Genomic DNA, 26,749 nt, shown 5'->3' on the forward strand with positions numbered 1-26,749 from the left:
CTTGGGGCGGCCCTGCCTCAGGTTTCCTGGTCGAAATCGATGACCAGGCGGTCGCTGACCGGGAAGCTCTGGCAGCTCAGCACGAAGCCGCGCGCCACCTCGTAGTCTTCCAGCGCGAAATTGGCGTCCATGTCCACTTCGCCCTCCACCACCTTGCAGCGGCAGGTCGAACAGACCCCGCCCTTGCAGGAGTAAGGCAGTTCCAGGCCCTGCTGCAGCGCCGAATCGAGCACGCTGGCGCTGTTCTTGTCTATGGTCAGGCTGCGCGTGACGCCATCCTGGATGATCGTCAGCTCGCACTGCTCCTTGCCCGGCGCCTTGCGCGCTTCCTCGCCGGTGCGCAGGGCGCGCGGCCCCTTGGGAGCGCCGAACAGCTCGAACTTGATCTGCGACTTCTCCAGCCCGTTTTCCTGCAAGGCGGCAATGACCTGCTCGGTCATGTCCTGCGGACCACAGACGAAGGCCACGTCCACCGTGGACGGATCGAACCACAGCTTCATCAGCTGGCGCACCTTGTCGCCGTCGAGCCGGCCATTGAACAGGTCGATGTCCTGCGTCTCCCGGCTCATGATATACACGATGGAGAAGCGCTCCATATAGGTGTTTTTCAGGTCCTCGATTTCTTCGCGGAACATGATGGCCGAGGAAGCGCGATTGCCGAAGAACAGCGTGAACGAGGAGTCCGGCTCGGTGTTCAGGGCCGTCTTCACCAGGGACAGGATGGGCGTGATGCCGCTGCCCACGGCGAAGGCCACGTAGCGGCGCGCCTGGGCGGGGTCGAACTCCACCGTGAAATGCCCGTCCGGCGGCATGACCTCCAGCATGGCGCCGGCCTCCAGATGGCTGTTGGCCCAGGTGGAGAAGGCGCCGTCGTTGACGCGCTTGATGGCCACGCGCAGCAGGCGATCGTGGGGAGCCGCGCAGATCGAGTACGAACGGCGCAATTCCTGGCCGTCCAGGTGCGTGCGCAGGGTCAGGTACTGGCCGGGGCGGAAATGGAACACGTCCTGCAATTCATCCGGCACGGCAAAGGCCACCACCACCGCATCGCGGGTGCTGCGCGAGACCGAGGCCACCGGGAGGGAATAAAACTGACTCATATTAGGGCCTATATTAATGCGCCTTGAAGTAATCGAAAGGTTCGCCGCAGCTTATGCAGCGATACAGCGCCTTGCAGGGCGTGGAGCCGAACTGGCTGATCACCCGGGTGTGCGTGGAGCCGCATTGAGGACAGGCCACCACAGGCGCTTCGGGCTGGCGCAGCAGCCCCGAGATGTCCACCGACCGCTGGGCGGGCGGCGAAATGCCGTAGCCGCGCAGCGCCTGCCTGCCCTGCTCGCTCATCCAGTCCGTGGTCCAGGCCGGCGATAGCTGCGTGTCCACGCGCACCTGATCCAGGCCCTCTTCATGCAGGGCCTCTTCGATCATGCGCGTGATTTCGTACATGGCCGGGCATCCGGAATAGGTCGGCGTGATGGTGACCACGCACAACTCGCCTTCCCGGCGCACGTCGCGTACGATGCCCAGGTCCAGCAGGGAGATCACCGGGATCTCCGGATCGGGGATGCGGGCCAGGCGCTGCATGACCTGCTCGGGCGTCCAGGTCGAGGTCATGACGCTCACCAGCGAGCGTCGGGATACATGCGCGGCAGATGCTGCATCTCCGCCAGCAGATATCCCAACGCCTCCGTATGGCGCCCCTGCGGGCCGCCACGATAGGCCTTGTGCTGCGCGTCCTGCTCCGGCGGGCGGCGCAGCGTGGCGCGTTCGAGCACCTGGCTGACGTAATCCAGCCACGGCGCCCACAGGCCCGCCATCAGCGGCGCGGCCTGGCGTTCGGCCAGGGACTGCGTCACCTCGTCATCCAGGAACAACTCGCCCACGAAGCGCCAGGCGTCGTCCAGAGACTGCTGCATGCGCGCATGGCTCTCGGGCGTGCCGTCGCCCAGGCGCACGATCAGGTCGCTGGAACGACGCAGGTGATACATCACTTCCTTGTGAGCCTTCTGGGCGATGGCCCGGATCTGCTCGTCGGACGAACGCACCAGTTCTTCCAACAGGAAGAAATGCCAGCTGTCGAACAGGAACTGGCGCATCAAGGTGTCGCCGTAGTGCCCGTTGTCGCGTTCGACCAGCAGGTAGTTGGTGTACTGGTGGGCGTCGCGGTGGTAGGCCAGACGGTCTTCATCGCGGCCCTGCCCTTCCGTCTCGCCGGCCAGCGTCAGCCACATGCGCGCCTGGCCCAGCAGGTCCAGCGCGGTATTCGCGCTGGCCAGCTCTTCTTCCAGGGCCGGGCCGTGGCCGGTCCATTCGCCCAGGCGCTGGGCCAGCACCAGGGTCGAATCGCCCAGTCTCAGGGCATAGGAAAACAGCGCCTTGTCCATGCGGCCTCCTACATATTGATGCCGTCGGGCATCGGGAAGAAGGTGGGATGGCGGTAGACCTTGCTGTTGGACGGTTCGAACAGCGCGCCCTTGTCGTCCGGGCTGGAGGCGGCGATGTCGGCCGCGCGAACGACCCAGATGCTCACGCCTTCGTTGCGGCGGGTGTAGACGTCGCGGGCGTTGTTGATCGCCATTTCCGCGTCAGGCGCATGCAGGCTGCCCACATGCTTGTGGGCCAGGCCGTGCTGGCTGCGGATAAAGACCTCCCAGAGAGGCCAATCATGCTTGCTCATACTTCAATTCCTCGCTGTGCAGCGGCGAACAGTGGACGCGCGCTGCGTATCGGATCGGGTCGGGAAGCGACGGCGCTCCCCGTGCAAAAACATTCAGGCGACCTTGCGGACCGCTTGCTGCTTCTGGGCATGAGCGTCCAGGGCGTCGCGGAACCAGGCGCCGTCTTCGTGGGCCTTGACGCGCGCCTGCAGCCGTTCGCGGTTACAGGGACCGTTGCCCTTGATGACCGCCCAGAACTCTTCCCAGTCGATTTCACCGAAATCGTAGTGCCCGCGCTCCTCGTTCCAGCGCAGGTCCGGATCGGGAATGGTCAGGCCCAGGTACTCGGCCTGGGGCACGGTCTGATCCACCATCTTCTGGCGCAGTTCGTCGTTGGAGAACAGCTTGATCTTCCACTGCATGGACTGGGCGCTGTTGGTGGAATCGGCGTCCGAAGGGCCGAACATCATCAAGGCAGGCCACCACCAGCGATTGATGGAGTCCTGGCACATGGCCTTTTGCTCGGGCGTGCCGTGCAGGCACATCTGGATCAGCAGGTCATAGCCCTGGCGCTGGTGAAAGGATTCCTCCTTGCAGACACGCACCATGGCGCGCGCATACGGGCCGTAGGAGCAGCGGCACAGCGGGATCTGGTTGATGATGGCCGAGCCGTCCACCAGCCAGCCTATCATGCCGATGTCGGCCCAGTTCAGCGTGGGGTAGTTGAAGATGCTGGAGTACTTGGCCTTGCCCGACAGCAGGTCGCCGACCAATTGTTCGCGGCTGACGCCCAGTGTCTCGGCGGCGCTGTACAGGTACAGGCCGTGGCCGGCCTCGTCCTGAACCTTGGCCATCAGGATGGCCTTGCGCTTGAGCGACGGCGCGCGCGTGATCCAGTTGCCCTCGGGCAGCATGCCCACCACCTCGGAGTGGGCGTGCTGGGAAATCTGGCGCACCAGCGTCTTGCGATAGGCCTCGGGCATCCAGTCCTTGGCCTCGATGCGCACGCCGTCGTCGATGCGCTGCTGGAACTGACGCTCCTGCTCGGACATGTCGTCCATGCCTTTGACCTGCTTGACGCCGGTCTCTACGAGTTGTGCATACATGACAAACCCCCGGTAATAGTGCAGACAGCGCCAAAAGACTTTGTTTCAGCGCAAACCATATACGCTTAATTATTTAATACGAAAAATTTGATGTCAATCAAAAAACCGTATCATATGAGAGCACAGAGGGGGGTTTAAGGGTAAATACCTAGACCTGAAAAAAGGGCCTGGCGGGTGGCTTTGAACCATCCCCGGGCCAGAAAAGCAGGCGCGCGGCGCAGGAGCGCCAGCCGCCGCACGCGGACGCCGAGAGCCGGCCGCGGACGCGGACCGCCGCGACGGTCTTAGAGCTGGATGAAATGCTCGCGGTAGTGCTTGAGCTCGGCGATGGATTCGTAGATATCGGCCAGGGCCTCGTGGCGGCTCTGCTTGACGAAACTTTTGACCACTTCGGGCTTCCAACGCAAGGCCAGCTCCTTGAGAGTGCTGACATCCAGGTTGCGATAATGGAAGAAGGCCTCCAGGCGCGGCATGTAGCGGTACATGAAGCGGCGGTCCTGACTGATGGTATTGCCGCACAGCGGCGACTTGCCGGCCGGCAGATGCTGCTTCAGGAAATCCAGCAGAATGTCCTCGGCCTGCTCCTCATTCAGTGTGGACGCCTTGACCTTGTCGATCAGGCCGCTGCGGCCGTGCGTGCCCTTGTTCCAGGCGTCCATGGCGTCAAGCAGCTGGTTGCTCTGGTGCACGACCAGGACGGGACCTTCGGCCACCACGGTCAGATCGGCCTCGGTCACCACCACGGCCACCTCGATGATGCGCTCCTTGTCCGGATCCAGGCCCGTCATTTCCATGTCGAGCCAGACCAGACGCTGTGTTTGAACCGCCATATAATCATTCCTCAAAACGCCTATTTTACATATTGCCCGTGCTCATGCTGACCTTGTTGTTCGTCATCTTCCTGCTGTGCGACGTATTCCTGCGCTTCTGGCTGGGCATGCGCCAGATCCGGCACGTCTACCGGCACCAGAACCAGGTGCCGGCCGAGTTCGCCGGCCGCATCAGCCTGCACAGCCACCAGCGCGCCGCACGCTACACCATTGCGCGCACGCGCCTGGCCCTGATCGAGCGGCTGATGGAAGCCTTTCTGCTGCTGGCCCTGACCTTGATGGGCGGGCTGCAATGGCTGGACGTCGCCCTGGGGCGGCTGATCGACCACGAACTGCTGCGCCAGCTGATCCTGATCGGCGCGGTGCTGGCCATCATGGGAGCGGCTGGCCTGCCCTTCGCCTGGTACCGCAAATTCGTGCTGGAGGCGCGCTTCGGCTTCAATCGCATGACCCCCGGCCTGTTCGTGGCCGACACGCTCAAGGCGCTGCTGCTGGTGCTGGCGCTGGGCACCCCCCTGTGCGCCGCCCTGCTGGGCTTCATGGAATGGGCCGGCCCCTCCTGGCCCTGGTATGCCTGGGGATTGTGGGTGGCGTTCAACCTGCTGGTCCTGTGGCTCTATCCGCGCGTCATCGCCCCACTCTTCAACACCTTCAAGCCCCTGGAGGACGCCGAGCTGCGAGAACGCATCGCCGCCCTGGCGCAGCGCTGCGACTTCCAGGCCGACGGCCTGTACGTCATGGACGGCTCGCGGCGCTCGGCGCACGGCAACGCCTACTTCACGGGTCTGGGCCGTCATAAACGCATCGTCTTCTTCGACACCCTGCTCAACAAGCTGCAGCCCGCCGAGATCGAGGCCGTGCTGGCCCACGAGCTGGGCCACTTCAAGCATCGCCACATCCAGCGCCGCCTGCTGATCAGCCTGCTCTCCTCGCTGGTCTTCTTCCTGCTGGCCGGCTGGGCCTGGTCCCAGGTTGGCTTCTATACCAGCCTGGGCGTCATTCCCCAGCTGGGCCGCCCCAATGACGCTCTGGCACTGATCCTGTTCTTTCTGGTCGTGCCCACCTTCACGTTCTGGATGGGGCCGGTGGCCGCCTACTTCTCGCGCCGCGACGAATACCAGGCCGACCGTTTCGCCGCCGGCCACAGCCAGGCCGGCGAACTGATCTCGGCGCTGCTCAAGCTCTACAACGACAATGCGGCCACGCTAACGCCCGACCCCATCCATTCCGCCTTCTACGACAGCCACCCCAACGCCGTCGACCGCGTAAGACACCTCAAAAGCCTGGCATGACAAGCAAAAACACACTCAGCGGCCTGGTGACGGCCGCCCATGGCCGCCACTACTTCGTCGAGCTGCCCGACGGCCAGAGCATCAAGTGCTTTCCGCGCGGCAAGAAAGCCGGCATCGCCGTGGGCGACCAGGTGGACGTGCTGCGGCAGGGCAAGGACGAAGGCGTGATCGAGCGCGTACAGGAACGATGCAACCTGCTGTACCGGTCGGACGACTTCCGCACCAAGCAGTTCGCCGCCAACATCGACCAGCTGCTGATCGTGGTCGCGCCCGAACCCGCCTACTCCGAAGACCTGCTGGGCCGCGCCCTGGTGGCCGCCTGGAGCGCGGACATCGCCCCGGTCATCATCCTGAACAAGGCCGACCTGTCGGCGTCCCTGGACCGGGCGCGGGCCAAGCTGGCGCCCACGGCCGCCCTGGGCGTGCCCATCCTGGAAATGGTGGCCCTGGACCCCGCGCAGACGCGCCAGGCCCTGGCTCCCTGGCTGGCCGGCAAGCGCACGCTGCTGCTGGGGCAAAGCGGCATGGGCAAGTCCACTCTGCTCAACGCGCTGGTGCCCGAGGCCCGCGCCCTGACCCAGGAACACTCCCAGGCCCTGGGCACCGGCCGGCACACCACCACCAGCACCCGTCTGTATCATCTGCCCGAAGGCGGAGACCTGATCGACAGCCCCGGCTTCCAGGCCTTCGGCCTGTCGCACCTGGAACAAGAAGACATCGTCCATGGTTTCCCGGACTTCCGCCAGGCGGTCGAATCCTGCCGTTTCTACAACTGCAGCCATCGGCACGAACCGGGCTGCGGCGTGCTGGCCGCCATCGAGGCCGGCTCCATACATCCCGATCGCCACGCCCTGTACCAGCGCCTGCTGGCCGAGCACGAGAACAAGCCGCGTTACTGACGTCCCGGTACGTGGCCTTGGAGCCTGTTCAAGGTCTTAACGCCGCGCGTCTCCGCCGGCCGACAGCTGATTCCATGCCGCGGATAGGTGGTGATACAGATTGCGCACCAGCACGGCCGTGGCGCCCCAGATGAAATACGGCCCCCAGGGGATGGAAAAATATTGGCGCTGCGTGCCGTCGGGCAGGATGGCGTGATGCAGCTGATGGCGCTGCGGATCGAGCAGCACGGACAGCGGCACCTCGAAGACCTCGGCCACTTCCGCGCTGTCGGGCACGACGGTGAAACCCGCCTGAAGTTCACCGATGATGGGACGCATGGCGAACTGGGTGCTGGTCACGAAAATCGGATGCTGGCCCAGGTAGCGCACGAAACGCGGCTCGATGCCGATTTCCTCCTGGGTCTCGCGCAGGGCGGCTTCCACCGGACCGACATCGGAAGGCTCGATGCGCCCCCCGGGGAAGCTGATCTGGCCGGCGTGATTGTGCAGATGAGTGGCGCGCCTAGTGAAGATGATGGACGGGCCGTCCGGGCGCTGTGTGACGCCGATGCAGACGGCGGCGCGGATATTGACCGACCCGGGCAGGAAATCCGGATGGAAGGAGCTGCGGAACAAGGGTTCGACCTGCCACTGGACGGGCTGGCCGAAAGCGCTGCGCATGAAGTCCAGCTGCAGGGCTTGCGATGGCAGGTCAGGCAGCGGATCGAGGGCCACCAATGGCTGGCTGCGGGGGTCGAACCCCGGAACTACGACAGGCCTGCGATGAGGCTTGATGATAGGGGCCGGCATCGTTCTCACGTAAAAACAAAGGCACCCGCCTGGGTGCCTTTGCATCGTAGCTCGTCGGGAATCAGTTGCCCGAACGACGAACGAGTTTTTCCTTGATGCGAGCGGCTTTACCCGAGCGATCGCGCAGATAGTACAGTTTAGCACGACGCACAGCGCCGCGGCGCTTGACTTCGATGCTGGCGATCTGGGGGGAATACAGCTGGAACGTACGCTCGACGGCTTCGCCGGAAGAAATCTTGCGAACGATGAAGGAGGAATTCAGGCCACGGTTGCGGCGGCCGATAACCACGCCTTCGTAAGCCTGGACGCGCTTGCGCGTACCTTCGACCACGTTCACGTTGACGACGACGGTGTCACCAGGACCGAACTCGGGAGGCAGCTTGCCACCGGTCAGGCGCTGGATTTCTTCTTGCTCAAGAATAGCGATCAAATCCACGATTGACTCCAAAACCATCGTATCAGCCGCAAAAATTAAAATGAATTGGCGCTGACAGAGGATGAAAAAATGTTAAGCCCATGATTCTACCATTAAAAACATGGGCTCAACAAGACAGGGACGGCATGTCGTCCGGACGCGATGAACGTTTAACTGCGTTAAGATACGACACAATCCGCGCGGGGTCCATGGCGCGCGCGATACAACCATCAATCGGAGGCCGCCGTCCCGCTGCGCAGAGCGGCCGCATCGAGAGGAAAGAACACCGTATGCATGCCGAATACAAAGTCCCGGGTGGGAAGCTGGTCGTCGTCGATCTGGACGTTGATGACGGCGTCATCCGCCAGGCTCGCCTGAGCGGGGACTTCTTCCTGGAGCCGCCCGAAACCCTGGCCCTGATCAACGAAGCCTTGCTGGGCTTGTCAGTGCACAGCAGCGCCGAAGAGATTGCCGCGCAGGTCAGCCGCAACCTGCCCCCGGACACGGAAATGTTCGGCGTGGATCTCCAGGCCATTGGCGTGGTGGTGCGGAGGGCCCTGGCATGACGAGATGGAGCGAATTGCCATGGCAGCTGATCCATATGGAGCCGCAACCGGCCGCCCTGCACATGGCGCTGGACGAGGTGATCACGCAGGACGTCAGCGATGGCGTGCGCGCCCCTACCCTGCGCATATGGGAATGGCAGCAGGCCGCCGTGGTGATCGGCCGCTTTCAGTCCCTGCGCAACGAGATCGAACCCGAGGGCGCCGCCCGCCACGGCATCAAGGTGGTGCGCCGCATCAGCGGCGGCGGAGCCATGTTCATCGAACCCGGCAACACCATTACGTACTCCCTGAGCGTACCGCGGCAATTCGTCGCCGGCATGACCTTCCAGGAGTCCTATGAGTTTCTGGATGCATGGGTGATCGACGCCTTGCGCAGCCTGGGCATCGACGCCTGGTACCAGCCCCTGAACGACATCACCAGCGCCGGCGGCAAGATAGGCGGGGCCGCCCAGGCGCGGCGGGGCAACGCCGTGCTGCACCACGTGACCATGGCCTACGATATCGACGCCGACAAGATGCTGGAAGTGCTGCGCATTGGCAAGGAAAAACTGTCCGACAAAGGCACGACCAGCGCCAAGAAGCGCGTGGACCCCATACGCAGCCAGACCGGCATGAGCCGCGAGGCGGTGATCGAGGCCATGCTGACCGAGTTCAAGCAAAAGGCGCCGCTGGAAAAAGTGGAACTGGACGCCGCCACACTGGCGCGTGCGCGGCAACTGGCGCAGGACCGTTTCCTGACGGCGGAATGGACGAATATCGTTCCTTGACTATATGCCTTTGAGCCGGCCGCAAGGCTGGCATGCTTCATTCGGAAGGGCGGATTCAAAACCCGCCCATGCTGCCCAGCCACAGCAGGCCGGGGATGGTGGCTCCCCAGACAGCCACCAGGCACACATCCAGCAGCTTGGCGCGCATGGACAACTGACCGGAAAAGGGACTGCGCCGCGAGCGCACGGACGAAGAACGCGAACGGACGGAAGCGTGAGCGGCGGGACGGCGGACTGGGCGGGACATGGCGGGCTCCGGTTTACTGTTTTCTTGTACAGTACTGTACTTAACAACAGCATTTCATGCAAGAGCCCGCCCTGCCCTGTTGCGCGCGACCCACGCAAAAAAAAAGCCCCGTGCCCGTAAAGGGCCGCGGGGCTTTGCATGGACGGCAGCGCTGCTTACTTGTTGGGCTGCGGCGTCACGCGCAGGTAGGGGCGGATTTCAGTGTAGCCCTTGGGGAATTTCTGCTTCAGGATTTCAGGATCCTTCAGGCTGGGAACGATGATCACATCATCGCCATCTTCCCAGTTCACGGGCGTGGCCACGCTGTGGCTGTCGGTGAGCTGCAGCGAATCGATGACGCGCAGGATCTCGTTGAAGTTGCGGCCCGTGCTGGCGGGGTAGGTGATGATCAGGCGCACTTTCTTGGCGGGGTCGATGATGAACACCGAACGCACGGTGGCGGTGGTGCTGGCGTTGGGGTGGATCATGTCGTACAGATCCGCCACCTTGCGGTCATCGTCGGCCAGGATGGGAAAGTTGACCGTGGTCTTCTGGGTGTCGTTGATGTCGTTGATCCACTGGTTGTGGGAGTCGACGTCATCCACGGACACGGCCAGCACTTTCACGTTGCGCTTGGCGAATTCATCGGCCAGCTTGGCGGTGTAGCCCAGCTCGGTCGTGCAGACCGGCGTGAAATCGGCGGGGTGCGAGAACAGCACGCCCCAGCTGTCGCCCAGGAACTCATGGAATTTGATGGTGCCAACCGAAGATTTCTGCTCGAAGTCGGGGGCGGTGTCGCCCAGACGTAGTGTTGCCATTGTGTGCTCCCTTGCTGGATAAGCCGGCGTTGGAAAGATCGGCTGATCCGATCATTGATGTTGATGGATAGATTTTGTCAGCATAAGAGGCTCATTTCAAATAGCCATTGCTTATAAGTTTATAGCCATCTGAAGCCGGGCCGGGGAGCGGACCGCGCTCCCCGACGACGCCTTACAGCAGGTCCGCCGACAGATACGGCGAGAGCTCCAGGCCATCGGAAATGGACAGGGCCAGCGCATCGCCTCGCGGCAGGATATGGCTGGCATAGAACACGCAGGTCGCCAGCTTGCGGCGCAGGAAGACATCCTGGCTGTCCTGGGCCAGCGCCGTTTCGGCGGCCAGCGCGGCGCGCGCCATCTGCCAGCCGGCCAACACATAACCGGCCAGCATCAGGAAGGGCACGCTGCCCAGGAACACGGCAGGCAGGTTCTGCTGCGCATTCATCAGGGTGAAGGTGGCCGCCAGCTCGACGTTCTGCATGCCGCCCTCGAGCCGGTCGGCGATCAGGTTCAGGGCCGAGGCATGCTCCTCGGACTGGTCGGCGCGTTCGCGCAGGCGGGCGATGGTCTCTTCCAGTTGCGGAGACAGGGTCTGGACGACCGTTCCCGCATCGCGCAGCACCTTGCGGCCGATGAAGTCATTGGCCTGGATGGCCGTGGTGCCTTCGTAGATGGGCAGGATGCGCGCGTCACGATAATGCTGCGCGGCGCCGGTCTCCTCGATGAAGCCCATGCCGCCATGCACCTGCACGCCCAGCGAGGCGACCTCGACCGACATCTCGGTGCAGAAGCCCTTGACCACCGGCACCAGGAACTCGTACAGCGCCTGGTGGCGCCGGCGAACGGACTCATCCGCGCTGCAGCGCGCCTTGTCGTTGATGCCTGCCGCGAAATACGCCAGGGCGCGCGCGCCTTCGGTCAAGGCGCGCATCTGCAGCAGCATGCGCTGCACATCGGGATGATGGGCGATGGAGACGGCCTGCTTGCCGCCGTTCAAGGGCGCGCCCTGGACGCGCTCCCGGGCGTAGGCGCTGGCCTGCTGCAGGGCTCGCTCGGCCACGGCCACGCCCTGCAGGCCGACCGCATAGCGAGCCGCATTCATCATGATGAACATGTACTGCAGGCCGCGGTTTTCCTCACCCACCAGGTAGCCGACGGCGCCCTCGCCCGCGTCGCCCTTGCCCGAACCGTACAGCAGCACCGCCGTGGGGCTGCCATGTATGCCCAGCTTGTGCTCCAGGGACGCACACCAGACATCGTTGCGCGCCCCCAGGGAACCGTCCTCCTTGACCAGGAACTTGGGCACGATGAACAGGGAAATGCCCTTGACGCCGGGCGGGGCGTCCGGCGTGCGCGCCAGCACCAGATGGACGATGTTCTCGGCCAGATCGTGCTCGCCGTAAGTGATGAAGATCTTCTGGCCGCTCAGCCGGTAGCTGCCGTCGTCCTGGCGCACCGCGCGAGTGGCGACCTGGGCCAGATCCGAACCGGCCTGCGGCTCGGTCAGGTTCATGGTGCCGGTCCAGCGGCCTTCCAGCAGGGGCGGCAGAAAGCGTTCCTTCTGCTCGAGCGTGCCGACCAGGGAAAGGGCTTCGATCACGCCATCCGTCAGCAGCGGACACAAGGAAAAAGCCAGGTTGGCGGCGTTGATGTTTTCGCCGGCCACCGCGCCGATCAGCTTGGGCAGGCCCTGGCCGCCCAGCTCGGGTTCGTGCTGCAGGCCTTGCCAGCCCGCCTTGGCGAACTCGTCGAACGCTTTCTTGAAACCCGGCGCCGTCGTCACCTGGCCGTCTTTCCATTGCGCGCCCTGCTCATCCCCGACGCGGTTCAGAGGCGCCACTTCCTGCTCGACGAAGCGGGCGTTCTCGTCGAGGATGGCGTCGATCAGCTCGGGCGAGAACTCTTCGTAGCCAGGCAATTCCAGTACGCCGGGCAGATCGGCCAGCTCCTTCAGCACAAAGCGGATGTCTTGGGTGGGAACACGATAAGTCATGAACACTCCTACACAGAAACGACAGGGCCGCTGCCAGTGCCGCGCCCTGCTGGACACGCAATGAAAGAAAAATACCCCGCACGCCGCGCCGTCGGCATGCCGTTCACCTTGCGGTCGGCATGCGGCTCGGATTCGCCAGGCGCGGGACAGTCCGCAGGGACTGTCCTGTGACCGGGCTCATCCCCCGAGGGGGCGCTTTTTACCTTGGAGCGGTCCGGCGGTAAAAAAAAGCCTGCCGACGATCTCACCGGCAGGCTGCTGGGTTTTACAGCGCTTTTTCCAGTTCGGGCACCGCCTCGAACAGGTCGGCGACCAGCCCGTAGTCGGCCACGCCGAAGATCGGCGCTTCCGGATCCTTGTTGATGGCCACGATGACCTTGGAATCCTTCATGCCGGCCAGGTGCTGGATGGCGCCGGAAATGCCCACGGCCACATACAGTTGCGGGGCGACGATCTTGCCGGTCTGGCCCACCTGCCAGTCGTTGGGCGCATAGCCTGCGTCGACCGCCGCGCGCGAGGCGCCCAGGGCCGCGCCCAGCTTGTCGGCCAGGCCGTCGAGCATCTTGAAGTTCTCGGCGCTGCCCAGGCCGCGTCCGCCGGAAACGACCACCGTGGCGCCGGCCAGCTCGGGACGATCGCTCTTGGCCACTTCGCGGCTGACAAAGGAGGAACGGCCCGAATCGGCGACGGCGGCCTGCTCTTCGATGGCGGCGCTGCCGCCCTGGGCGGCAACGGCGTCAAACGAGGTCGTGCGCACGGTGATGACTTTGACGGCATCGCCCGACTGCACCGTGGCGATGGCGTTGCCGGCATAGATGGGCCGCGTGAAGGTGTCGGGCGATTCCACCGAAAGGATGTCGGACACCTGGGCCACGTCCAGCTTGGCGGCCACGCGCGGGGCCACGTTCTTGCCCGAGGCCGTGGCGGGGAACAGGATATGGCCGTAGGACGAAGCCACGGCCAGCACCTGGGCGGCCACGTTCTCGGCCAGGCCGTCGGCCAGGGAGGGGCCGTCGGCCAGCAGCACCTTGGCCACGCCCTGCACCTGGGCGGCCTGCTCGGCCACGGCGCGGGCCTGGTGGCCGGCCACCAGGACATGGACGTCGCCGCCGATCTTCTGCGCAGCGGCGACGGTGTTGAGGGTTGCAGCCTTGAGCTGCTGGTTGTCGTGCTCGGCAATTACAAGAATCGACATTTAGATCACCTTCGCTTCATTCTTCAGTTTTTCCACCAGCGTAGCCACATCCGGCACGATGACCCCGGCCGAGCGCACGGGCGGCTCGCTGACCTTGAGCGTCTTGATGCGCGGCGCAACGTCCACGCCCAGCTCTTCGGGTGTCAGGGTTTCCAGGGTCTTCTTCTTGGCCTTCATGATGTTGGGCAGCGTGACATAGCGCGGCTCGTTCAGGCGCAGGTCGGTGGTGATGACGGCAGGCAGCGTAAGCTTGACGGTTTCCAGGCCGCCGTCGACCTCGCGGGTGACCGACACGCTGTCGGCCGAAAGTTCGACCTTGCTGGCGAACGTGGCCTGAGGCCAGTCCAGCAGCGCGGCCAGCATCTGGCCGGTCTGATTGGAATCGTCGTCGATGGCCTGCTTGCCCAGGATCACCAGTTGAGGCTGTTCCTTGTCCACCACGGCCTTGAGCAGCTTGGCCACGGCCAGGGGCTGCAACTCGGCGTCGGTCTGCACCAGCGTGGCGCGATCCGCACCGATGGCCAGCGCGGTGCGCAGCGTCTCCTGACTCTGGGCCACGCCGCAGGATACCGCCACCACCTCGCTCGCCGCGCCGCTTTCCTTCAGGCGGGTAGCCTCTTCGACGGCGATTTCATCGAAAGGATTCATGGACATTTTGACATTGGCGATATCCACCCCGGACTGGTCGGATTTCACGCGCACCTTGACGTTATAGTCAACTACGCGTTTCACGGGTACTAACACCTTCATCTAGTTTTCTCCAAGGCTATCTTGAATAGAAGTAAAGATTTGTCTCCGGAACAGCCCGCTGTCCCGCGCGTGCGGCCGCCTATAGTCCGGCCAGGGCCTTCAAGTGGGCCACCACGCTGCGCCCCAGGGACGACGCGTCATAGCCGCCTTCCAGCATGCTGACCAGGCGCTGCCCGGCGCTGGGCGCACAGGCCTTGACCACCAGGGCGGTCAATTCGGCGTAGTCCGCCTCGACCAGACTGAGCTGTCCCATTTCATCCTCGCGGTGTGCATCGAAGCCGGCCGAAAAAAACACGATTTCGGGTCGGAATGCTTCGATCCGGGGCATGCATTCGTGCTTGAACGCATCCAGGACCTGCGCCGACTTTGTATAGGCCTCAACCGGTATGTTTACCATGTTTTGCGGTGGAGGAACTTGATATGAGCCAGGAAAAAACGGGTACTGGAAGAAACTGCACATCAGCACCCGCTCGTCGCCCGCAAAGATCTGTTCGGTGCCGTTGCCGTGGTGCACGTCGAAATCGACGATCAGTACGCGCGTCAGCCCGTAGCGGGCCATGGCATAGGCCGCCGCGACCGCCACATTGTTGAAAAAGCAAAAGCCCATGGCCCGGTTGCGCTCGGCGTGGTGGCCGGGCGGGCGCACCGAACAGAACGCGCCGGCCGCCTTCTCGCCCATGACGCCGTCCACCGCATCCAGGCCCGCGCCGGCGGCGGCATAGGCCGCCTCCAGCGTATGGGGGTTCATCAGGGTGTCGGCGTCGATGTTGAAATAGCCCTGACGCGGAAGCTGCTGCTTGAGCTGCTGCAGATAGGCGGCATCGTGCACGCGCAGGATGTCCTCGTCCGTGGCCGGCCGGGCCTTGCGCTGCAGCAGGTAGGACGCCAGGCCGCTGGACAGCAATTGGTCATTGATGGCGTCCAGCCGTTCCGGACTTTCGGGATGCCATCGTCCCATCTCATGCAGATGACATGCCGGATGGGTAATATATAGTGTCTCCATGAGGATGGATTATGTTCAGACCCACTCGTATTTTGCAAGCGGCGCTGATTGCGCTGACCACGGCCGGCTGCGCCGCCACCCCGCCCAAGACGGCAAGCCCGCGGGCCGAGGCCGCCGGCCCCGCCTCCTCCACCGCCCCTGAACGCAACGCCGGCGTGGTCGCCATCAAGTCCCTGGCCGAGCCCGCTTCCATCCGCGCGGGCGAGTCGCACTCGGGCCGCACCCTGTTTTTCACCGCCGCCGGCCAGTTGACCGAGGATATCGCCGCCTACGCGCGCGACGTCTCCCGCACCCGCCAGGTGCCGCTGGACGTGGTCACGGACCTGCTGCTGCAGGCGCAGTACAACCCCACCGCCGTCAAGCTGATGCGCCCCACGAGCGGACGAATCAAGCGCAGCTGGGCCACTTACCGCCAGCGCAACGTGGACCCGGTGCGCATCCGGCGCGGCGTGGCGTTCTGGCAAGAGCACCGCGCCGACCTGGACCGCATCTCGCAGGCCTACGGCGTGCCGCCCTCGGTCATCGTGGCCATCCTGGGCGTGGAGACGGTGTATGGCCAGATCATGGGCGACTTCAAGGTGCTGGACGCCCTGTTCACCCTGGGCTTCGCCTATCCGGACGACAGCCGTCCCGAGCGCAGCCAGCTGTTCCGCGACCAGCTTGCCGACCTGATCCAGCTGCACCATGAAGGCGAGCTGGACGCCCGCATCGTGCAAGGGTCGTTTGCGGGAGCCATGGGCATGCCCCAGTTCATGCCGGGCAGCCTGATCCGCTATGCCGTGGATGGCAATGGCGACGGGCGCATAGACCTGCGCAACAACCCCGTGGACGCCATGGCTTCGATCGCCAATTTCCTGCGCGCGCACGGCTGGGAGCCCGGGCTGCCGGTGTTTGCGCCGGCGCGCCTGAGCGCCGCCAATCAAGGCATGGTGGATGGCGGCATCTTCCCTAAGCGCACCTGGGCGGAACTGCGAAAGGCAGGCGCGGCGGCGCATGGTCAAGCCAGCCACGCGGCCCCCTGGCAACAGGCCCGGCTGGGCGTGGTGAATCTGGTGGACGAGCCCCGCAACACCACGGAGTATCGCCTGGGCACGCCCAATTTCTTCGCCATCACCCACTACAACCGCAGCTACTTCTACGCCAGCTCGGTCGCCGACCTGGCTTCGGAACTGGCCGCGCAGATGGGCTACGGCAACCCCAATTAATTGAAGACGCCGGTGGACAAGTAACGGTCGCCGCGATCGCAGACAATGAAAACGATCGTGGCGTTCTCCACCCGGCGGGCCACGCGCATGGCCGCAACCAGGGCGCCGCCCGAGGATATGCCGGCGCAGATGCCCTCTTCGGCCGCCAGGCGGCGGGTCATGTCCTCGGCCTCCTGCTGGCTGATGGATTCGAATTCGTCGACCTTGGCGGGATCGTAGATCTTGGGCAGATAAGCCTCGGGCCACTTGCGAATGCCCGGGATCTGCGAGCCCTCGGCCGGCTGGGCGCCCACCACCACGATCCTGTCGTTCTTGCTGCGCAGATAGCTGCCCACGCCCATGATGGTGCCCGTGGTGCCCATGGCGCTCACGAAATGAGTGACCTGGCCGTCGGTCTGCTGCCAGATCTCGGGCCCCGTGGAACCCACATGGGCGGCGGGATTGTCCTTGTTGGCGAACTGGTCCAGCACCTTGCCCTTGCCTTCGGCCTGCATCTTCATGGCCAGGTCGCGGGCGTATTCCATGCCGCCTTCCTTGGCCGGGGTCAGGATCAGCTGCGCACCGTAGGCCGTCATGGAGGCGCGGCGCTCCACCGACAGGTTGTCGGGCATGATCAACACCATCTTGTAGCCGCGCACGGCGGCGATCATGGCCAGCGCGATGCCGGTATTGCCGCTGGTGGCCTCGATCAGGGTGTCGCCGGGCTTGATGTCGCCGCGCAGTTCAGCCTGCCGGATCATGGAGCTGGCCGCGCGGTCCTTGACGGAACCGGCCGGATTGTTGCCCTCGATCTTGGCCAGGATGACATTGCCGCGGGCCTGGCCGAATTCGCCCGGAATGCGTTGCAGCCGCACCAAGGGAGTGTGGCCTACGGTATCTTCGATTGTGGGATAGTTTTTCATCAGCGTTCTACCTTGCCTGACGCGCTCGATCCGGCGCAGCACCGCCGCCGGCCAAGGCATGCCGGCAGCGGCGTCCAAACAACAACCTATTAGCTTAAAGCGAGACGCGCCCCAGGGCTACGGCTTTTTTCGCATATCCGCAGCCGGACGGGCGGCCGGCGCGCCGCCCTCCTGCTTGGGGGAGCCGACCGTCAGGCCCGATTGCTGCATGGTGTCGAGCTTCTTGGGGCCTATGCCCTTGACCCGGTCGGCCAGGTCCTGAAGGGAATCAAAGGGCCCGCCGCGCTGTCGCTCCTCCAGGATGAGCTGCGCGGTGCGCGGGCCTATGCCCTTGATCTGCTGCAATTGCTCGGCGCCGGCGGAGTTCAGATCGACCGATGCGGCCAGGCCCGGCGAGAGAGCCAGCAGCAGCGCAGCCGCCAGTCGCCCCGCTCCGGCGCGCCATGCAGGCTGCATGCGGCGGACAGGGACCGGGACGGAACGGGAAAACAGAGAAGAATACATGATGAAGGCTCCATGAAAAGGAGCCTTTATGGTGCTACGCGGCGCCCCGGGCCGGGGCGTCCGGACGGCCGGATATCCATGCGCGCACTTGCGCATGGACGCAAACAGCCTACTTCAGCGCGCCGCTGCGCAGCAGCCGCCGCACATACTCGCCCACGCCGCTTTGCACGTCGTGGAAGGGCTTGTCGTAGCCAGCGGCGCGCAGTTGAGTCAGGTCCGCTTCGGTATGGCTCTGATAGCGGCCTTTCAGGTCGTCCGGGAAGGCGATGTATTGCAGGACCTGCTGATTGACCAGTTCCTCCAGAGGCAAAGGCTCCAGCCCGTCGTGCTCGCGCAAGGTGTTGACCACGGTCTGGGCCACATCGTTGAACGGCTGCGCACGGCCCGAGCCGCAATTGAACACGCCGGACTGCTGGTCCTGGCCCAGGAAATGCAGGTTGACCGCCACCACGTCGTCGATGAAGACGAAGTCCCGCTGCTGGCCGCCGTCCGCGTAACCGTCCCAGCCGCCGAACAGGCGCACGTGGCCGTCGCGCCGGTACTGCAGCATATTGTGGTAGGCCACCGAGGCCATGCGGCCCTTGTGCTGTTCCTGGGGACCGTAAACATTGAAATAGCGCAGCCCCACCACGGGCGCGGTCAGCGAGGGCAATTCGCGGCGCAGCACCTGGTCGAACAGGAACTTGGAATAGCCGTAGACGTTCAACGGCGCCTCGTTGGCCAGGTCCTCGGCATAGCGGGGGCCGGCGCCGTAGACGGCCGCCGAGGAAGCGTACAGCAGCGGAATGCGTTTGCGCTGGCAGTACTCGAATATTTCCAGCGTGACGCGGTAATTGTTGTCCATCATGAACTGGCCGTTGCGCTCGGTGGTGTCCGAGCAGGCGCCCTGGTGCAGGATGGCCTCGATATTGTCGAATTCGTCGCGCGCCAGCCGGGCGCGGAAATCGTCCTTGTCCATGTAGTCCGCGATCTGTCCGTGCACAAGATTGACGAACTTGTCGCCGTCGGTCAGGTCGTCCACCACCAGGATGTCCGTCACCCCCTGGCGGTTGAGCCCCAGGACCAGATTGCTGCCGATGAAGCCGGCGCCGCCCGTTACCACGATCATGCCAATTCCTTTGCCGTCACCACGGACGTGCCCAATTTTCCTACCACGATGCCGCCGGCGCGGTTGGCCCAGCGCATCGCATCCAGCCAGCCCAGGCCGGCCGCCCTCATGACGGCCAGCGTCGCCAGCACGGTATCTCCCGCGCCCGAGACGTCGAACACCTCCTGCGCCTGCGCATCCACATGCTCCCTGCCCTGCCCGGTGAACAGCGTCATGCCCTGCTCGGAACGAGTGATGAGCAAGGCTTCCAGGTCCAGTTCGCGGCGCAGCCGCTGCGCGCGCTCCTGCAGATCGTCCTCGTCCGTCCAGGCGCCGACCGCCTCCTGCATTTCGGAACGGTTGGGCGTAAGGATGGTGGCGCCATGATAGCGCTGGTAGGCCCTGCCCTTGGGATCGACCAGTACCGGTATGCCTTTCTCGCGCGCCAGCGCGATCAGGGCCTCCACCTGGGCCAGCGAGCCCTTGGCGTAGTCGGACAGCACCACGACCTGATGCGCCTCCAGCAAGACATCCATCTGCTTGCGCAACTGCTCCAGGGCGCCGACACCCGGGCGATGCTCGAAATCCACCCGCAGCAGCTGCTGCTGGCGGCCCAGCACACGCAGCTTGAGCGAGGTCGGCATGCCGGGGTCCTGCACCCAATGCGCCTGCACGTGGTCATGCAAGGCCAGTTCACGCACCTTGGCGCCGGCCTCGTCCAGGCCCACGACGCCCAGCAGGCTGGCCTGGCCGCCCAGCGCGGCGATGTTGCGGGCTACGTTGGCCGCGCCGCCCAGACGGTCTTCGGTGCGGCCCATCTTGACCACCGGGACCGGGGCTTCGGGCGAGATGCGGTCCACGTCGCCGAACCAGTAGCGGTCCAGCATCACGTCTCCCACCACCAGCACCCGGCTGGCCTGTACGGCCTGTGTCGGAAATACCATTATCTTTGTTCCTCGAGTCGTCGAGGGGCGTAGGTTTCCCAGGAATTGCAGCCTGGGCATTGCCAATAATAATGCCGCGCCTCGAAGCCGCAGACCTTGCAGGAATAGCGGTCCAGGCGCTGGGTGTGTTTGTGGATCAGCGAACGCAGCAGGCTCAGGTCGGCCCCGGCCACGATGTCGGCCGCCGCGGACAAGCCCGGCTCCTGCTGGGCGCGGGCCTGCGCATGCTGGCTTTCGTCCTGCAGCTCCACTTCCAGCATCTTGTCCAGCCCTAGCAGCGACGGATGCGAGCGCAGGGCTTCGCGGGCGAAGGCCCAGGCCTGCTGGTAACCCTGGCGCTCGCGCAGCACGCGGAACAGCACATTGAAGATGTCCAGGCCGGGGTGATGCTGGTAATGGCTGCGCAGCATGGCCACGCCTTCGTCCTCGCGGCCCAGCCGGCGGTAGCTGTCGAGCAGCTCGGCGGCATACAGCCCCACGTATTCCGGCGCACTGGCCAGGATGGACACCAGGTAGGCGCGCTCCTGCTCCACCTGGTCCTGCATGCGCGCCACGCGGGCGCGCAGGGACGCCACGCGAGCCTGCGACGCCTGAGTCGTCTGCTCCGGTCCCAGCTTGCGGATGGCGTTGTCGGCCTCGTCCAGGGCCTTGGAAGCGTGCTCGAAGTCCGGCTGCCTGCCCTGCAGGGCGGTCTCGGCCTGTTCGCATTGGTAATGCACCAATTGCGGAACGGGCTCGTCCACCAGCGCGCGCAGGCGACGCACGGCCTCGATGGCGCGGGGCCAGTCGTGCTCGGACTCGTAGATCCGGATCAGGGCGCGCATGGCGGGAACGGCGAAGCGGGTTTCTCGCACCGCTTCGAAAGCGGCCTCCGCGCGGTCCAGCATGCCCGCCTTCAGGAAATCCTGGGCGATCTGGAACTGGGCGTTCTCGCGGTCGGCCGCCGGCAGGTCGGCGCGCGACAACAGGCTCTGGTGCACACGAATGGCGCGTTCCATCTCGCCGCGGCGGCGGAACAGGCTGCCCAGCGCAAAATGCAGCTCGGTGGTCTCCGGATCCAGCTTGGCCACTTCCACGAAGGCGTCAATGGCGCGGTCCGGTTCTTCATTCAGCAGGAAATTCAGGCCCTTGAAATACGAATCGGGCAGGCTGCGGGTCTCTGACATCATTTGCCGGAAATCCACCCGCGCCGCAACCCAACCAAGAGCGAACAGGATGGGGACAAAGACCAGCCACCAGGTTTCAAAATCCACAGTGTGTTACTCCGGCTGATTACAACGGCGCCAGGGGTGCGACGGTTTCGGGGGCGACCGCAGGGGCGACCGCAGGGGCGACCGGCGCCTGGCCGGACTGCTCCAGCCGCTCCTGCAGGCGATCGATGTCGCGGCGCAGGCGATTGTTCTCGCGGCGTCGGCGCATGAGCGCGCCCACCATGAGCAGCAAGCCCATGACCAGGCCCAGGATGAAGGCGCCCAGCATGACGACGATGAGGGGAACGTCCTGAATAATGTGCTCGGCAAAGAAATTCACCTGCACGGGCTCGGTGTTCTTGAGGGCGAACAGCAGCACGATCACGAAGACGAGCAAACGCAGTACCCAGACTAGATAGCGCATTATTAAGGCTCCAACAGTGTTTTTATAATGCCTGATTGTACGTGGAAGCGTAGTTTAGCGCACACGCAAAACAGGCCCTGTAAAGGGCCTGTTTCATCAGCTTGCAAGGGTGTCTTTAGCCGTGACGGACCCGCGCATTCAGCTGCTCGAACGCCGACGACTGGTCGTCTGTTTCAGCCTGTTCCTGCTGGAGAAAAACAGAATCCACGCGTTCGCGCAATTCCTTGCCGGCCTTGAAGTGCGGCACCTGCTTGCCAGGCACCAGCACTTTTTCCCCCGACTTGGGATTGCGCCCCACCCGCGGAGAGCGGGTGGAGAGCGAAAAGCTGCCAAATCCGCGGATTTCGATCCGTTGACCGTTGGCCAGGGCCTGGGTCATCGAATCCAGTACCGTTTTCACGGCGAAATCCATGTCGCGCAGGGCCAGCTGCGGATAGCGGCTGGCCAACAGCGCGATCAGCTCAGACTTGGTCACGCTGATTAACCGTCGTCACGTTGCTGCTGGTCCAGCTTGGCACGCAGCAGAGCACCCAGATTGGTCGTGCCGGACGAAGCGCTGGCTTCGGACAGACGAGCCATGGATTGAGCGGTCTCGGCCGTGTCGCGGGCCTTGATCGACAGCTGGATCGAACGGGTCTTGCGGTCCACGCTCAGAATCATGGCTTCGACTTCCTGGCCTTCCTTCAGGACGGTGGTGGCGTCTTCGACGCGGCCCGAGGAGATCTCGGAAGCGCGCAGATAGCCTTCGACGTCCAGCGACAGGGTCACGACGGCGCCCTTGGGCTCAACCGACTTGATCACGCCGTTCACCACGGCGCCCTTGTCATAGGTGGCCACGAAGTTGTTGAACGGATCGCCTTCCAGCTGCTTGATGCCCAGGGAGATGCGCTCCTTGTCGGTGTCGATGCCCAGAACCACGGCTTCGACTTCGTCGCCCTTCTTGAAGTTGCGCACGGCTTCTTCGCCGGACTCGGACCAGGACAGGTCGGACAGGTGCACCAGGCCGTCGATGCCGCCAGGCAGACCGACGAACACGCCGAAGTCGGTGATCGACTTGATGGCGCCGCGGACCTTGTCGCCGCGCTTGAAGTTGATGGCGAAGTCTTCCCATGGGTTGGCGCGGCACTGCTTCATGCCCAGCGAGATGCGGCGACGGTCTTCGTCGATCTCCAGAACCATGACTTCGACTTCTTCGCCCAGGGTCACGACCTTGCGTGGGTCGACGTTCTTGTTGGTCCAGTCCATTTCGGACACGTGCACCAGACCTTCGATGCCGTCTTCCACTTCAACGAACGCACCGTAGTCGGTCAGGTTGGTGACCTTGCCGAACAGGCGGGTGTTCTGCGGGTAGCGACGGGCCAGGCCGATCCATGGATCTTCGCCCAGCTGCTTGACGCCCAGGGAGACGCGGCTCTTTTCCTGGTCGAACTTGAGGACCTTGGCTTCGATTTCCTGACCCACCTGCAGAACTTCGGATGGGTGGCGGACACGGCGCCAGGCCATGTCGGTGATGTGCAGCAGGCCGTCGATGCCGCCCAGGTCCACGAACGCACCGTAGTCGGTGATGTTCTTGACGATGCCCTTGACGATGGCGCCTTCGGACAGGGTTTCCAGCAGCTTCTGACGCTCTTCGCCCATGGAGGCTTCCAGCACGGCGCGGCGCGACAGCACGACGTTGTTGCGCTTGCGGTCCAGCTTGATGACCTTGAATTCCAGGGTCTTGCCTTCGTATGGCGTGGTGTCCTTGACGGGACGCAGGTCGACCAGCGAACCGGGCAGGAAGGCGCGGATGCCGTTGGTCATGACGGTCAGGCCGCCCTTGACCTTGCCGGTGATGGTACCGTTGACCAGCTCGCCGGACTCGAGCGCCTGCTCGAGGGACAGCCAGGCCGACAGGCGCTTGGCGCGATCGCGGGACAGAATGGTGTCGCCATAGCCGTTCTCGAAAGCATCGATGGCCACGGACACGAAATCGCCAGCTTGGACTTCCAGCTCGCCCTGGTCGTTCAGGAACTCTTCGAGGGGGATCAGGGCCTCGGACTTCAGACCGGCGTTGACCAGAACATAGTTGTGGTCGATGCGCAGAACTTCGGCGGAGATGACTTCGCCGCTTTTCAGGTCTTGGTTTTTGATGCTTTCTGCAAACAAATCGGCAAAGCTTTCGCCGCCCGTTGCGTCTGTGTGAAGGTTAGTGGACATTAAATCAATCCATCAGCCACAGTGGCTGTTAAAAAACACACCAGGCGAACCCGGTGGAGTGAACAAAACCCGCTCGGCGCAGGATCACGCCGACGGGAACGACACGCCCGACCAGAGGTCGAGCACGATATTTACGGTTTCTTCGATGCTGAGCCGGGACGAATCCACGATGTGGGCGTCCTGCGCAGGCACCAATGGAGCGTGGGCCCGCGTGCGGTCGCGTTCGTCGCGCGCGCGAAGGTCCGCTAAAAGACTCGCTAGATTAGCAGAAATCCCCTTTTCGTTCAACTGTTTACATCTTCTTTCAGCGCGCACTTCGGCGTCGGCCAGCAGGAAGATCTTCAGAGGCGCGTCGGGGAACACGACCGTGCCCATGTCGCGGCCGTCGCCCACCAGTCCCGGGGCGACGCGGAAGTCGCGCTGGCGCTGCAGCAGCGCGCCGCGCACGCCGGGCATGACCGCCACCTGCGAGGCCAGATTGCCTACCTGCTCCTGGCGTATGGCTTCGGTGACGTCCTCGCCCTCCAGGAAAATGCGGGGATGCTGGAAACGGATATCAAGATCGGCCGCCACGCGCTGGACCTCGGATTCGTCCTTGGCGTCCACCTGGCGGCGCAGGCAGGACAGCGCCGTCAGGCGGTACAGGGCGCCGCTGTCCAGCGTGTGCCAGCCCAGGCGCTCGGCCACCTGGTGGGCGATGGTGCCCTTGCCGGAAGCGGTGGGGCCGTCGATCGTGATGACGGGAATGGAAGAAGTTTCGGTCATGCCTGCACCAGCTTCTGGAAAACGGAGAAATAATCAGGAAAAGTCTTGCTGACGCAGCCCGGGTCCAGGATCGTGACCGGCACGGGGCCGAAGCTGGCGAGCGAAAGACACATGGCGATGCGATGGTCGTCGTAGGTGTGGATGCTGGCCGGCCGCCAGTCCGTCTGCGCGATGGGATGCACCGTCAGCCAGTCGGGGCCGGACTGCACCCGGGCGCCCAGCTTGGCCAGTTCCGTGTGCATGGCGTGGATCCGGTCGGTCTCCTTGACGCGCCAGCTGGCGATATTGCGCAGCGTGCAGGGTCCGTCGGCAAACATGGCCATGGCCGCGGCCGTCATGGCCGCGTCGGGGATGCGATTGAAGTCCATGTCGAAGGCCTTGAGCCGCTCGCCGTCCGCCACGCGGGGCCCGCTGACCACCAGCTCCTGCGGGTGGCGTTCGATGTGCGCGCCCATGGCCTGGGCCACGTCGGCGAACTGGATGTCGCCCTGCAAACTGTCCGTGCCCGCGCCGCGTATGCGCACCGGCCCGCCGCCCAGGGCGCCCAGTGCGATGAAATAGGAGGCAGAAGAAGCGTCCCCCTCCACCGGGTACAGGCCGGGACTGGCATAGGCGGCGCCGGCCGGCACCGTGAAGCTGCGCCAGCCGTCGCGGCGTACCGCCACGCCGAATCGGGCCATCATGGCCAGCGTGATCTCGATGTAGGGTTTGGAGATCAGCTCGCCGTCCACGCTTATGCAAAGATCCTGCCCGGTCTGGGCGGTCAGCAGGGGCGCGGCCATGAGCAAGGCCGTCAGGAACTGGCTGGACACCGAACCCTTGACGGAGACGCTGCGCGCGTCCCCTTGCGGGGCCGCGCCTATGGCCAGCGGCGGATAGCCTTCCTTGCCCAGGCAGCGCACGTCCGCGCCCAGGCTGCGCAAAGCGTCCACCAGGTCGCCGATGGGGCGCTCGTGCATGCGGGGAATGCCGCTCAGGGTGAAGCGCCCGCCCATCAGGGCCAGCGCGGCGGTCAGCGAGCGGAAGGCCGTGCCGGCATTGCCCAGGAACAGGTCGGCGTCGCGCAGCGCAAACGGCGCCCCGCCCTCGATCTCCACCGTTCCCTGCCCCAGGTCCTGCACCTCCACGCCCATCTGCCGCAACGCGGCCAGCATGACGCGGGTATCGTCCGAATGCAGCAGCCCCTCCAGGCGGGTGCGCCCCCGCGCCAGCGCCGCCAGCAGCAGCGCACGGTTGGAAATGCTCTTGGACCCGGGCAGCTCGAGCTCGCCGCGGGCCCGGGTGACGGGGTTCAAGACAATACGATCACTCTGGCTCATTGCAAACCGCTCCTGCTCGCCCAAAAACGTCGCGCCAGGGCGGCGCGCTCCAGAAATTCATACAAGGCCTGGCCGTCGCCGTCCTGCAAGGCCTGCTCGGCCTGGTCCAGCGCCAGGCGCACCTCTTTGAGCTCGGCCAGCACGGCGCTCCGGTTGCTCAGGAAAATGTCCCGCCAGACTTCCGCCGAGCCGGCGGCGATGCGGGTGAAATCACGAAAACCCGTGCCGGCCAGGGCGAAACGCTGATCCGAATTCGCACTGGAGGCCACCTGCCACATGAATACCGACGACAGGAAGTGGGGCACGTGGCTGACCGAGGCCAGCACCTGATCATGGGTGGGCGGGTCCATCAGCATGACGCGCGCGCCGCAACGCTCCCAGACGGCGATCAGCCGCTCACGCGCCGGCGGGCGATTTTCTTCCAGGGGAGTCAGGATGACATTGCGGCCTTCGTACAGGTCGGCGCGCGCGGCATCGGGGCCCAGGGTCTCGGCGCCGGCGATAGGATGACCGGGGATGAACTGGCCGATACGCTCGCCCAGCGCCTCGCGGGCGGTCTGCACCACGTCGACCTTGGTGCTGCCCGCGTCGCTGACCAGGGTGTCGTCGCGCAAATGGGGCCGCAAGGCGCGCAGCACGGAGCCCATGGCGCCGATGGGAGTCGCCAGCATGATCAGGTCGGCCTGCGCGGCCGCCTGTTCCAGGGTCGCGATCTCGTCGATCAGGCCCAGTTCCTGCGCGCGGCGCAGCGTCTTGAGCTGTCGGCCCACGCCCAGCACCCGGCCCACGGCGCCGGCGCGTTTGAGCGCCAGGGCCAGCGAGCCGCCGATCAGCCCTGCTCCCACCACGGCGAGCACCGGAATCAGTGGCGCCGGCGTCACTGACTCTGGCAGTGCCGTCATGG

General features: G+C 64.6%; 30 protein-coding genes. 5 read left to right on the forward strand and 25 right to left on the reverse strand.

Features of this window, described 5'->3' with window-relative positions:
* Window positions 1-17: 17 nt before the first annotated feature.
* The 6 genes from paaE to orn all read right to left on the reverse strand — a co-directional run bounded on the left by paaE (window position 18) and on the right by orn (window position 4,593).
* Complete coding sequence (paaE, locus tag ACF3ND_RS11340; RefSeq protein WP_394060488.1) at window positions 18-1,100, reverse strand: 1,2-phenylacetyl-CoA epoxidase subunit PaaE; 1,083 nt, start codon at window positions 1,098-1,100, stop codon at window positions 18-20.
* A 13-nt stretch (window positions 1,101-1,113) separates the two neighbouring features.
* Entirely contained in the window at window positions 1,114-1,614 is a 501-nt protein-coding gene (paaD, locus tag ACF3ND_RS11345) for a 1,2-phenylacetyl-CoA epoxidase subunit PaaD (protein WP_394060490.1), read from the reverse strand.
* A 5-nt stretch (window positions 1,615-1,619) separates the two neighbouring features.
* Window positions 1,620-2,384, reverse strand: coding sequence for a 1,2-phenylacetyl-CoA epoxidase subunit PaaC (paaC, locus tag ACF3ND_RS11350; protein ID WP_394060492.1), 765 nt, complete (start codon window positions 2,382-2,384; stop codon window positions 1,620-1,622).
* A gap of 8 nt (window positions 2,385-2,392) precedes the next feature.
* Complete coding sequence (gene paaB / locus ACF3ND_RS11355; protein WP_394060494.1) at window positions 2,393-2,677, reverse strand: 1,2-phenylacetyl-CoA epoxidase subunit PaaB; 285 nt, start codon at window positions 2,675-2,677, stop codon at window positions 2,393-2,395.
* Window positions 2,678-2,770: 93 nt separating this feature from the next.
* The gene (gene paaA, locus ACF3ND_RS11360) at window positions 2,771-3,763 is read right to left on the reverse strand and encodes a 1,2-phenylacetyl-CoA epoxidase subunit PaaA (RefSeq protein WP_394060496.1); all 993 of its coding nucleotides are present in this window, start codon (window positions 3,761-3,763) and stop codon (window positions 2,771-2,773) included.
* Between the two features lie 284 nt (window positions 3,764-4,047).
* A complete protein-coding gene (gene orn, locus ACF3ND_RS11365) occupies window positions 4,048-4,593 on the reverse strand; it encodes an oligoribonuclease (protein WP_394060498.1) in 546 nt (181 codons plus the stop codon).
* A 44-nt stretch (window positions 4,594-4,637) separates the two neighbouring features.
* On the opposite strand from orn, the gene ACF3ND_RS11370 reads away from it, so the two are divergent.
* Complete coding sequence (locus tag ACF3ND_RS11370) at window positions 4,638-5,885, forward strand: M48 family metallopeptidase (protein WP_394060500.1); 1,248 nt, start codon at window positions 4,638-4,640, stop codon at window positions 5,883-5,885.
* Window positions 5,882-6,784: a ribosome small subunit-dependent GTPase A gene (rsgA, locus tag ACF3ND_RS11375; protein ID WP_394060502.1), complete on the forward strand. Its 903-nt coding sequence runs from the start codon at window positions 5,882-5,884 to the stop codon at window positions 6,782-6,784. Before ACF3ND_RS11370 ends, rsgA begins: the two co-directional genes overlap by 4 nt.
* A gap of 36 nt (window positions 6,785-6,820) precedes the next feature.
* On the opposite strand, the gene ACF3ND_RS11380 is transcribed toward rsgA, so the two are convergent.
* Window positions 6,821-7,573, reverse strand: a complete 753-nt coding sequence (locus tag ACF3ND_RS11380; RefSeq protein WP_394060504.1) for an NUDIX hydrolase — start codon at window positions 7,571-7,573, stop codon at window positions 6,821-6,823.
* Between the two features lie 61 nt (window positions 7,574-7,634).
* Window positions 7,635-8,009 carry a 50S ribosomal protein L19 gene (rplS, locus tag ACF3ND_RS11385; RefSeq protein WP_003799181.1) on the reverse strand — a complete coding sequence of 125 codons (375 nt, stop codon included), beginning with the start codon at window positions 8,007-8,009 and terminating at the stop codon, window positions 7,635-7,637.
* A 269-nt stretch (window positions 8,010-8,278) separates the two neighbouring features.
* Between rplS and ACF3ND_RS11390 the strand changes: the two genes are divergently transcribed.
* On the forward strand, window positions 8,279-8,554 hold the full coding sequence (locus tag ACF3ND_RS11390; protein ID WP_394060508.1) for a lipoate protein ligase C-terminal domain-containing protein: 276 nt from the start codon (window positions 8,279-8,281) through the stop codon (window positions 8,552-8,554).
* Complete coding sequence (locus ACF3ND_RS11395) at window positions 8,551-9,321, forward strand: biotin/lipoate A/B protein ligase family protein (RefSeq protein WP_394060510.1); 771 nt, start codon at window positions 8,551-8,553, stop codon at window positions 9,319-9,321. The genes ACF3ND_RS11390 and ACF3ND_RS11395 overlap by 4 nt, the downstream gene beginning before the upstream one ends.
* Before the next feature lie 55 nt (window positions 9,322-9,376).
* Here ACF3ND_RS11395 and ACF3ND_RS11400 read toward each other — a convergent pair whose 3' ends face one another.
* The 6 genes from ACF3ND_RS11400 to ACF3ND_RS11425 form a co-directional block, all read right to left on the reverse strand.
* Window positions 9,377-9,568, reverse strand: a complete 192-nt coding sequence (locus ACF3ND_RS11400) for a hypothetical protein (RefSeq protein WP_394060512.1) — start codon at window positions 9,566-9,568, stop codon at window positions 9,377-9,379.
* 155 nt (window positions 9,569-9,723) lie between these two features.
* Complete coding sequence (locus ACF3ND_RS11405; RefSeq protein WP_394060514.1) at window positions 9,724-10,365, reverse strand: peroxiredoxin; 642 nt, start codon at window positions 10,363-10,365, stop codon at window positions 9,724-9,726.
* A gap of 172 nt (window positions 10,366-10,537) precedes the next feature.
* Window positions 10,538-12,358, reverse strand: a complete 1,821-nt coding sequence (locus tag ACF3ND_RS11410) for an acyl-CoA dehydrogenase (RefSeq protein ID WP_394060516.1) — start codon at window positions 12,356-12,358, stop codon at window positions 10,538-10,540.
* 265 nt (window positions 12,359-12,623) lie between these two features.
* On the reverse strand, window positions 12,624-13,553 hold the full coding sequence (locus ACF3ND_RS11415) for an electron transfer flavoprotein subunit alpha/FixB family protein (protein ID WP_394060518.1): 930 nt from the start codon (window positions 13,551-13,553) through the stop codon (window positions 12,624-12,626).
* The gene (locus ACF3ND_RS11420; RefSeq protein WP_394060520.1) at window positions 13,554-14,303 is read right to left on the reverse strand and encodes an electron transfer flavoprotein subunit beta/FixA family protein; all 750 of its coding nucleotides are present in this window, start codon (window positions 14,301-14,303) and stop codon (window positions 13,554-13,556) included.
* A gap of 79 nt (window positions 14,304-14,382) precedes the next feature.
* The gene (locus tag ACF3ND_RS11425) at window positions 14,383-15,306 is read right to left on the reverse strand and encodes a histone deacetylase family protein (RefSeq protein ID WP_394060522.1); all 924 of its coding nucleotides are present in this window, start codon (window positions 15,304-15,306) and stop codon (window positions 14,383-14,385) included.
* An 11-nt stretch (window positions 15,307-15,317) separates the two neighbouring features.
* Between ACF3ND_RS11425 and mltB the strand changes: the two genes are divergently transcribed.
* On the forward strand, window positions 15,318-16,511 hold the full coding sequence (mltB, locus tag ACF3ND_RS11430; protein WP_394060524.1) for a lytic murein transglycosylase B: 1,194 nt from the start codon (window positions 15,318-15,320) through the stop codon (window positions 16,509-16,511).
* Here the strand turns inward: mltB and cysM are convergent.
* From cysM to ACF3ND_RS11485, 11 genes are all read right to left on the reverse strand, one after another.
* Window positions 16,508-17,413, reverse strand: coding sequence for a cysteine synthase CysM (gene cysM / locus ACF3ND_RS11435; protein WP_394060526.1), 906 nt, complete (start codon window positions 17,411-17,413; stop codon window positions 16,508-16,510). The two genes, mltB and cysM, sit on opposite strands and share 4 nt — an antisense overlap.
* 117 nt (window positions 17,414-17,530) lie before the next feature.
* Window positions 17,531-17,917 (reverse strand): ComEA family DNA-binding protein, encoded by a 387-nt coding sequence (locus ACF3ND_RS11440; protein WP_394060528.1) that lies wholly within the window; start codon window positions 17,915-17,917, stop codon window positions 17,531-17,533.
* Between the two features lie 109 nt (window positions 17,918-18,026).
* Window positions 18,027-19,025 carry an ADP-glyceromanno-heptose 6-epimerase gene (gene rfaD / locus ACF3ND_RS11445; protein WP_394060530.1) on the reverse strand — a complete coding sequence of 333 codons (999 nt, stop codon included), beginning with the start codon at window positions 19,023-19,025 and terminating at the stop codon, window positions 18,027-18,029.
* Window positions 19,022-19,951, reverse strand: a complete 930-nt coding sequence (gene rfaE1 / locus ACF3ND_RS11450; protein ID WP_394065826.1) for a D-glycero-beta-D-manno-heptose-7-phosphate kinase — start codon at window positions 19,949-19,951, stop codon at window positions 19,022-19,024. The genes rfaD and rfaE1 overlap by 4 nt, the downstream gene beginning before the upstream one ends.
* On the reverse strand, window positions 19,948-21,201 hold the full coding sequence (gene lapB, locus ACF3ND_RS11455; protein ID WP_394060532.1) for a lipopolysaccharide assembly protein LapB: 1,254 nt from the start codon (window positions 21,199-21,201) through the stop codon (window positions 19,948-19,950). The genes rfaE1 and lapB overlap by 4 nt, the downstream gene beginning before the upstream one ends.
* Before the next feature lie 19 nt (window positions 21,202-21,220).
* Window positions 21,221-21,562, reverse strand: coding sequence for a lipopolysaccharide assembly LapA domain-containing protein (locus tag ACF3ND_RS11460; protein WP_394060534.1), 342 nt, complete (start codon window positions 21,560-21,562; stop codon window positions 21,221-21,223).
* 115 nt (window positions 21,563-21,677) lie between these two features.
* A complete protein-coding gene (locus tag ACF3ND_RS11465; RefSeq protein ID WP_394060536.1) occupies window positions 21,678-22,037 on the reverse strand; it encodes an integration host factor subunit beta in 360 nt (119 codons plus the stop codon).
* Between the two features lie 5 nt (window positions 22,038-22,042).
* Window positions 22,043-23,761 carry a 30S ribosomal protein S1 gene (gene rpsA / locus ACF3ND_RS11470; protein ID WP_394060538.1) on the reverse strand — a complete coding sequence of 573 codons (1,719 nt, stop codon included), beginning with the start codon at window positions 23,759-23,761 and terminating at the stop codon, window positions 22,043-22,045.
* A gap of 84 nt (window positions 23,762-23,845) precedes the next feature.
* Window positions 23,846-24,526: a (d)CMP kinase gene (gene cmk, locus ACF3ND_RS11475; protein ID WP_394060540.1), complete on the reverse strand. Its 681-nt coding sequence runs from the start codon at window positions 24,524-24,526 to the stop codon at window positions 23,846-23,848.
* Window positions 24,523-25,845: a 3-phosphoshikimate 1-carboxyvinyltransferase gene (aroA, locus tag ACF3ND_RS11480; RefSeq protein WP_394060542.1), complete on the reverse strand. Its 1,323-nt coding sequence runs from the start codon at window positions 25,843-25,845 to the stop codon at window positions 24,523-24,525. Before aroA ends, cmk begins: the two co-directional genes overlap by 4 nt.
* Window positions 25,842-26,747 (reverse strand): prephenate dehydrogenase, encoded by a 906-nt coding sequence (locus ACF3ND_RS11485; protein ID WP_394060544.1) that lies wholly within the window; start codon window positions 26,745-26,747, stop codon window positions 25,842-25,844. Before ACF3ND_RS11485 ends, aroA begins: the two co-directional genes overlap by 4 nt.
* Window positions 26,748-26,749 lie beyond the last annotated feature (2 nt).

Source organism: Alcaligenes sp. WGS1538 (assembly GCF_043187505.1).
Lineage (GTDB): Bacteria > Pseudomonadota > Gammaproteobacteria > Burkholderiales > Burkholderiaceae_B > Alcaligenes.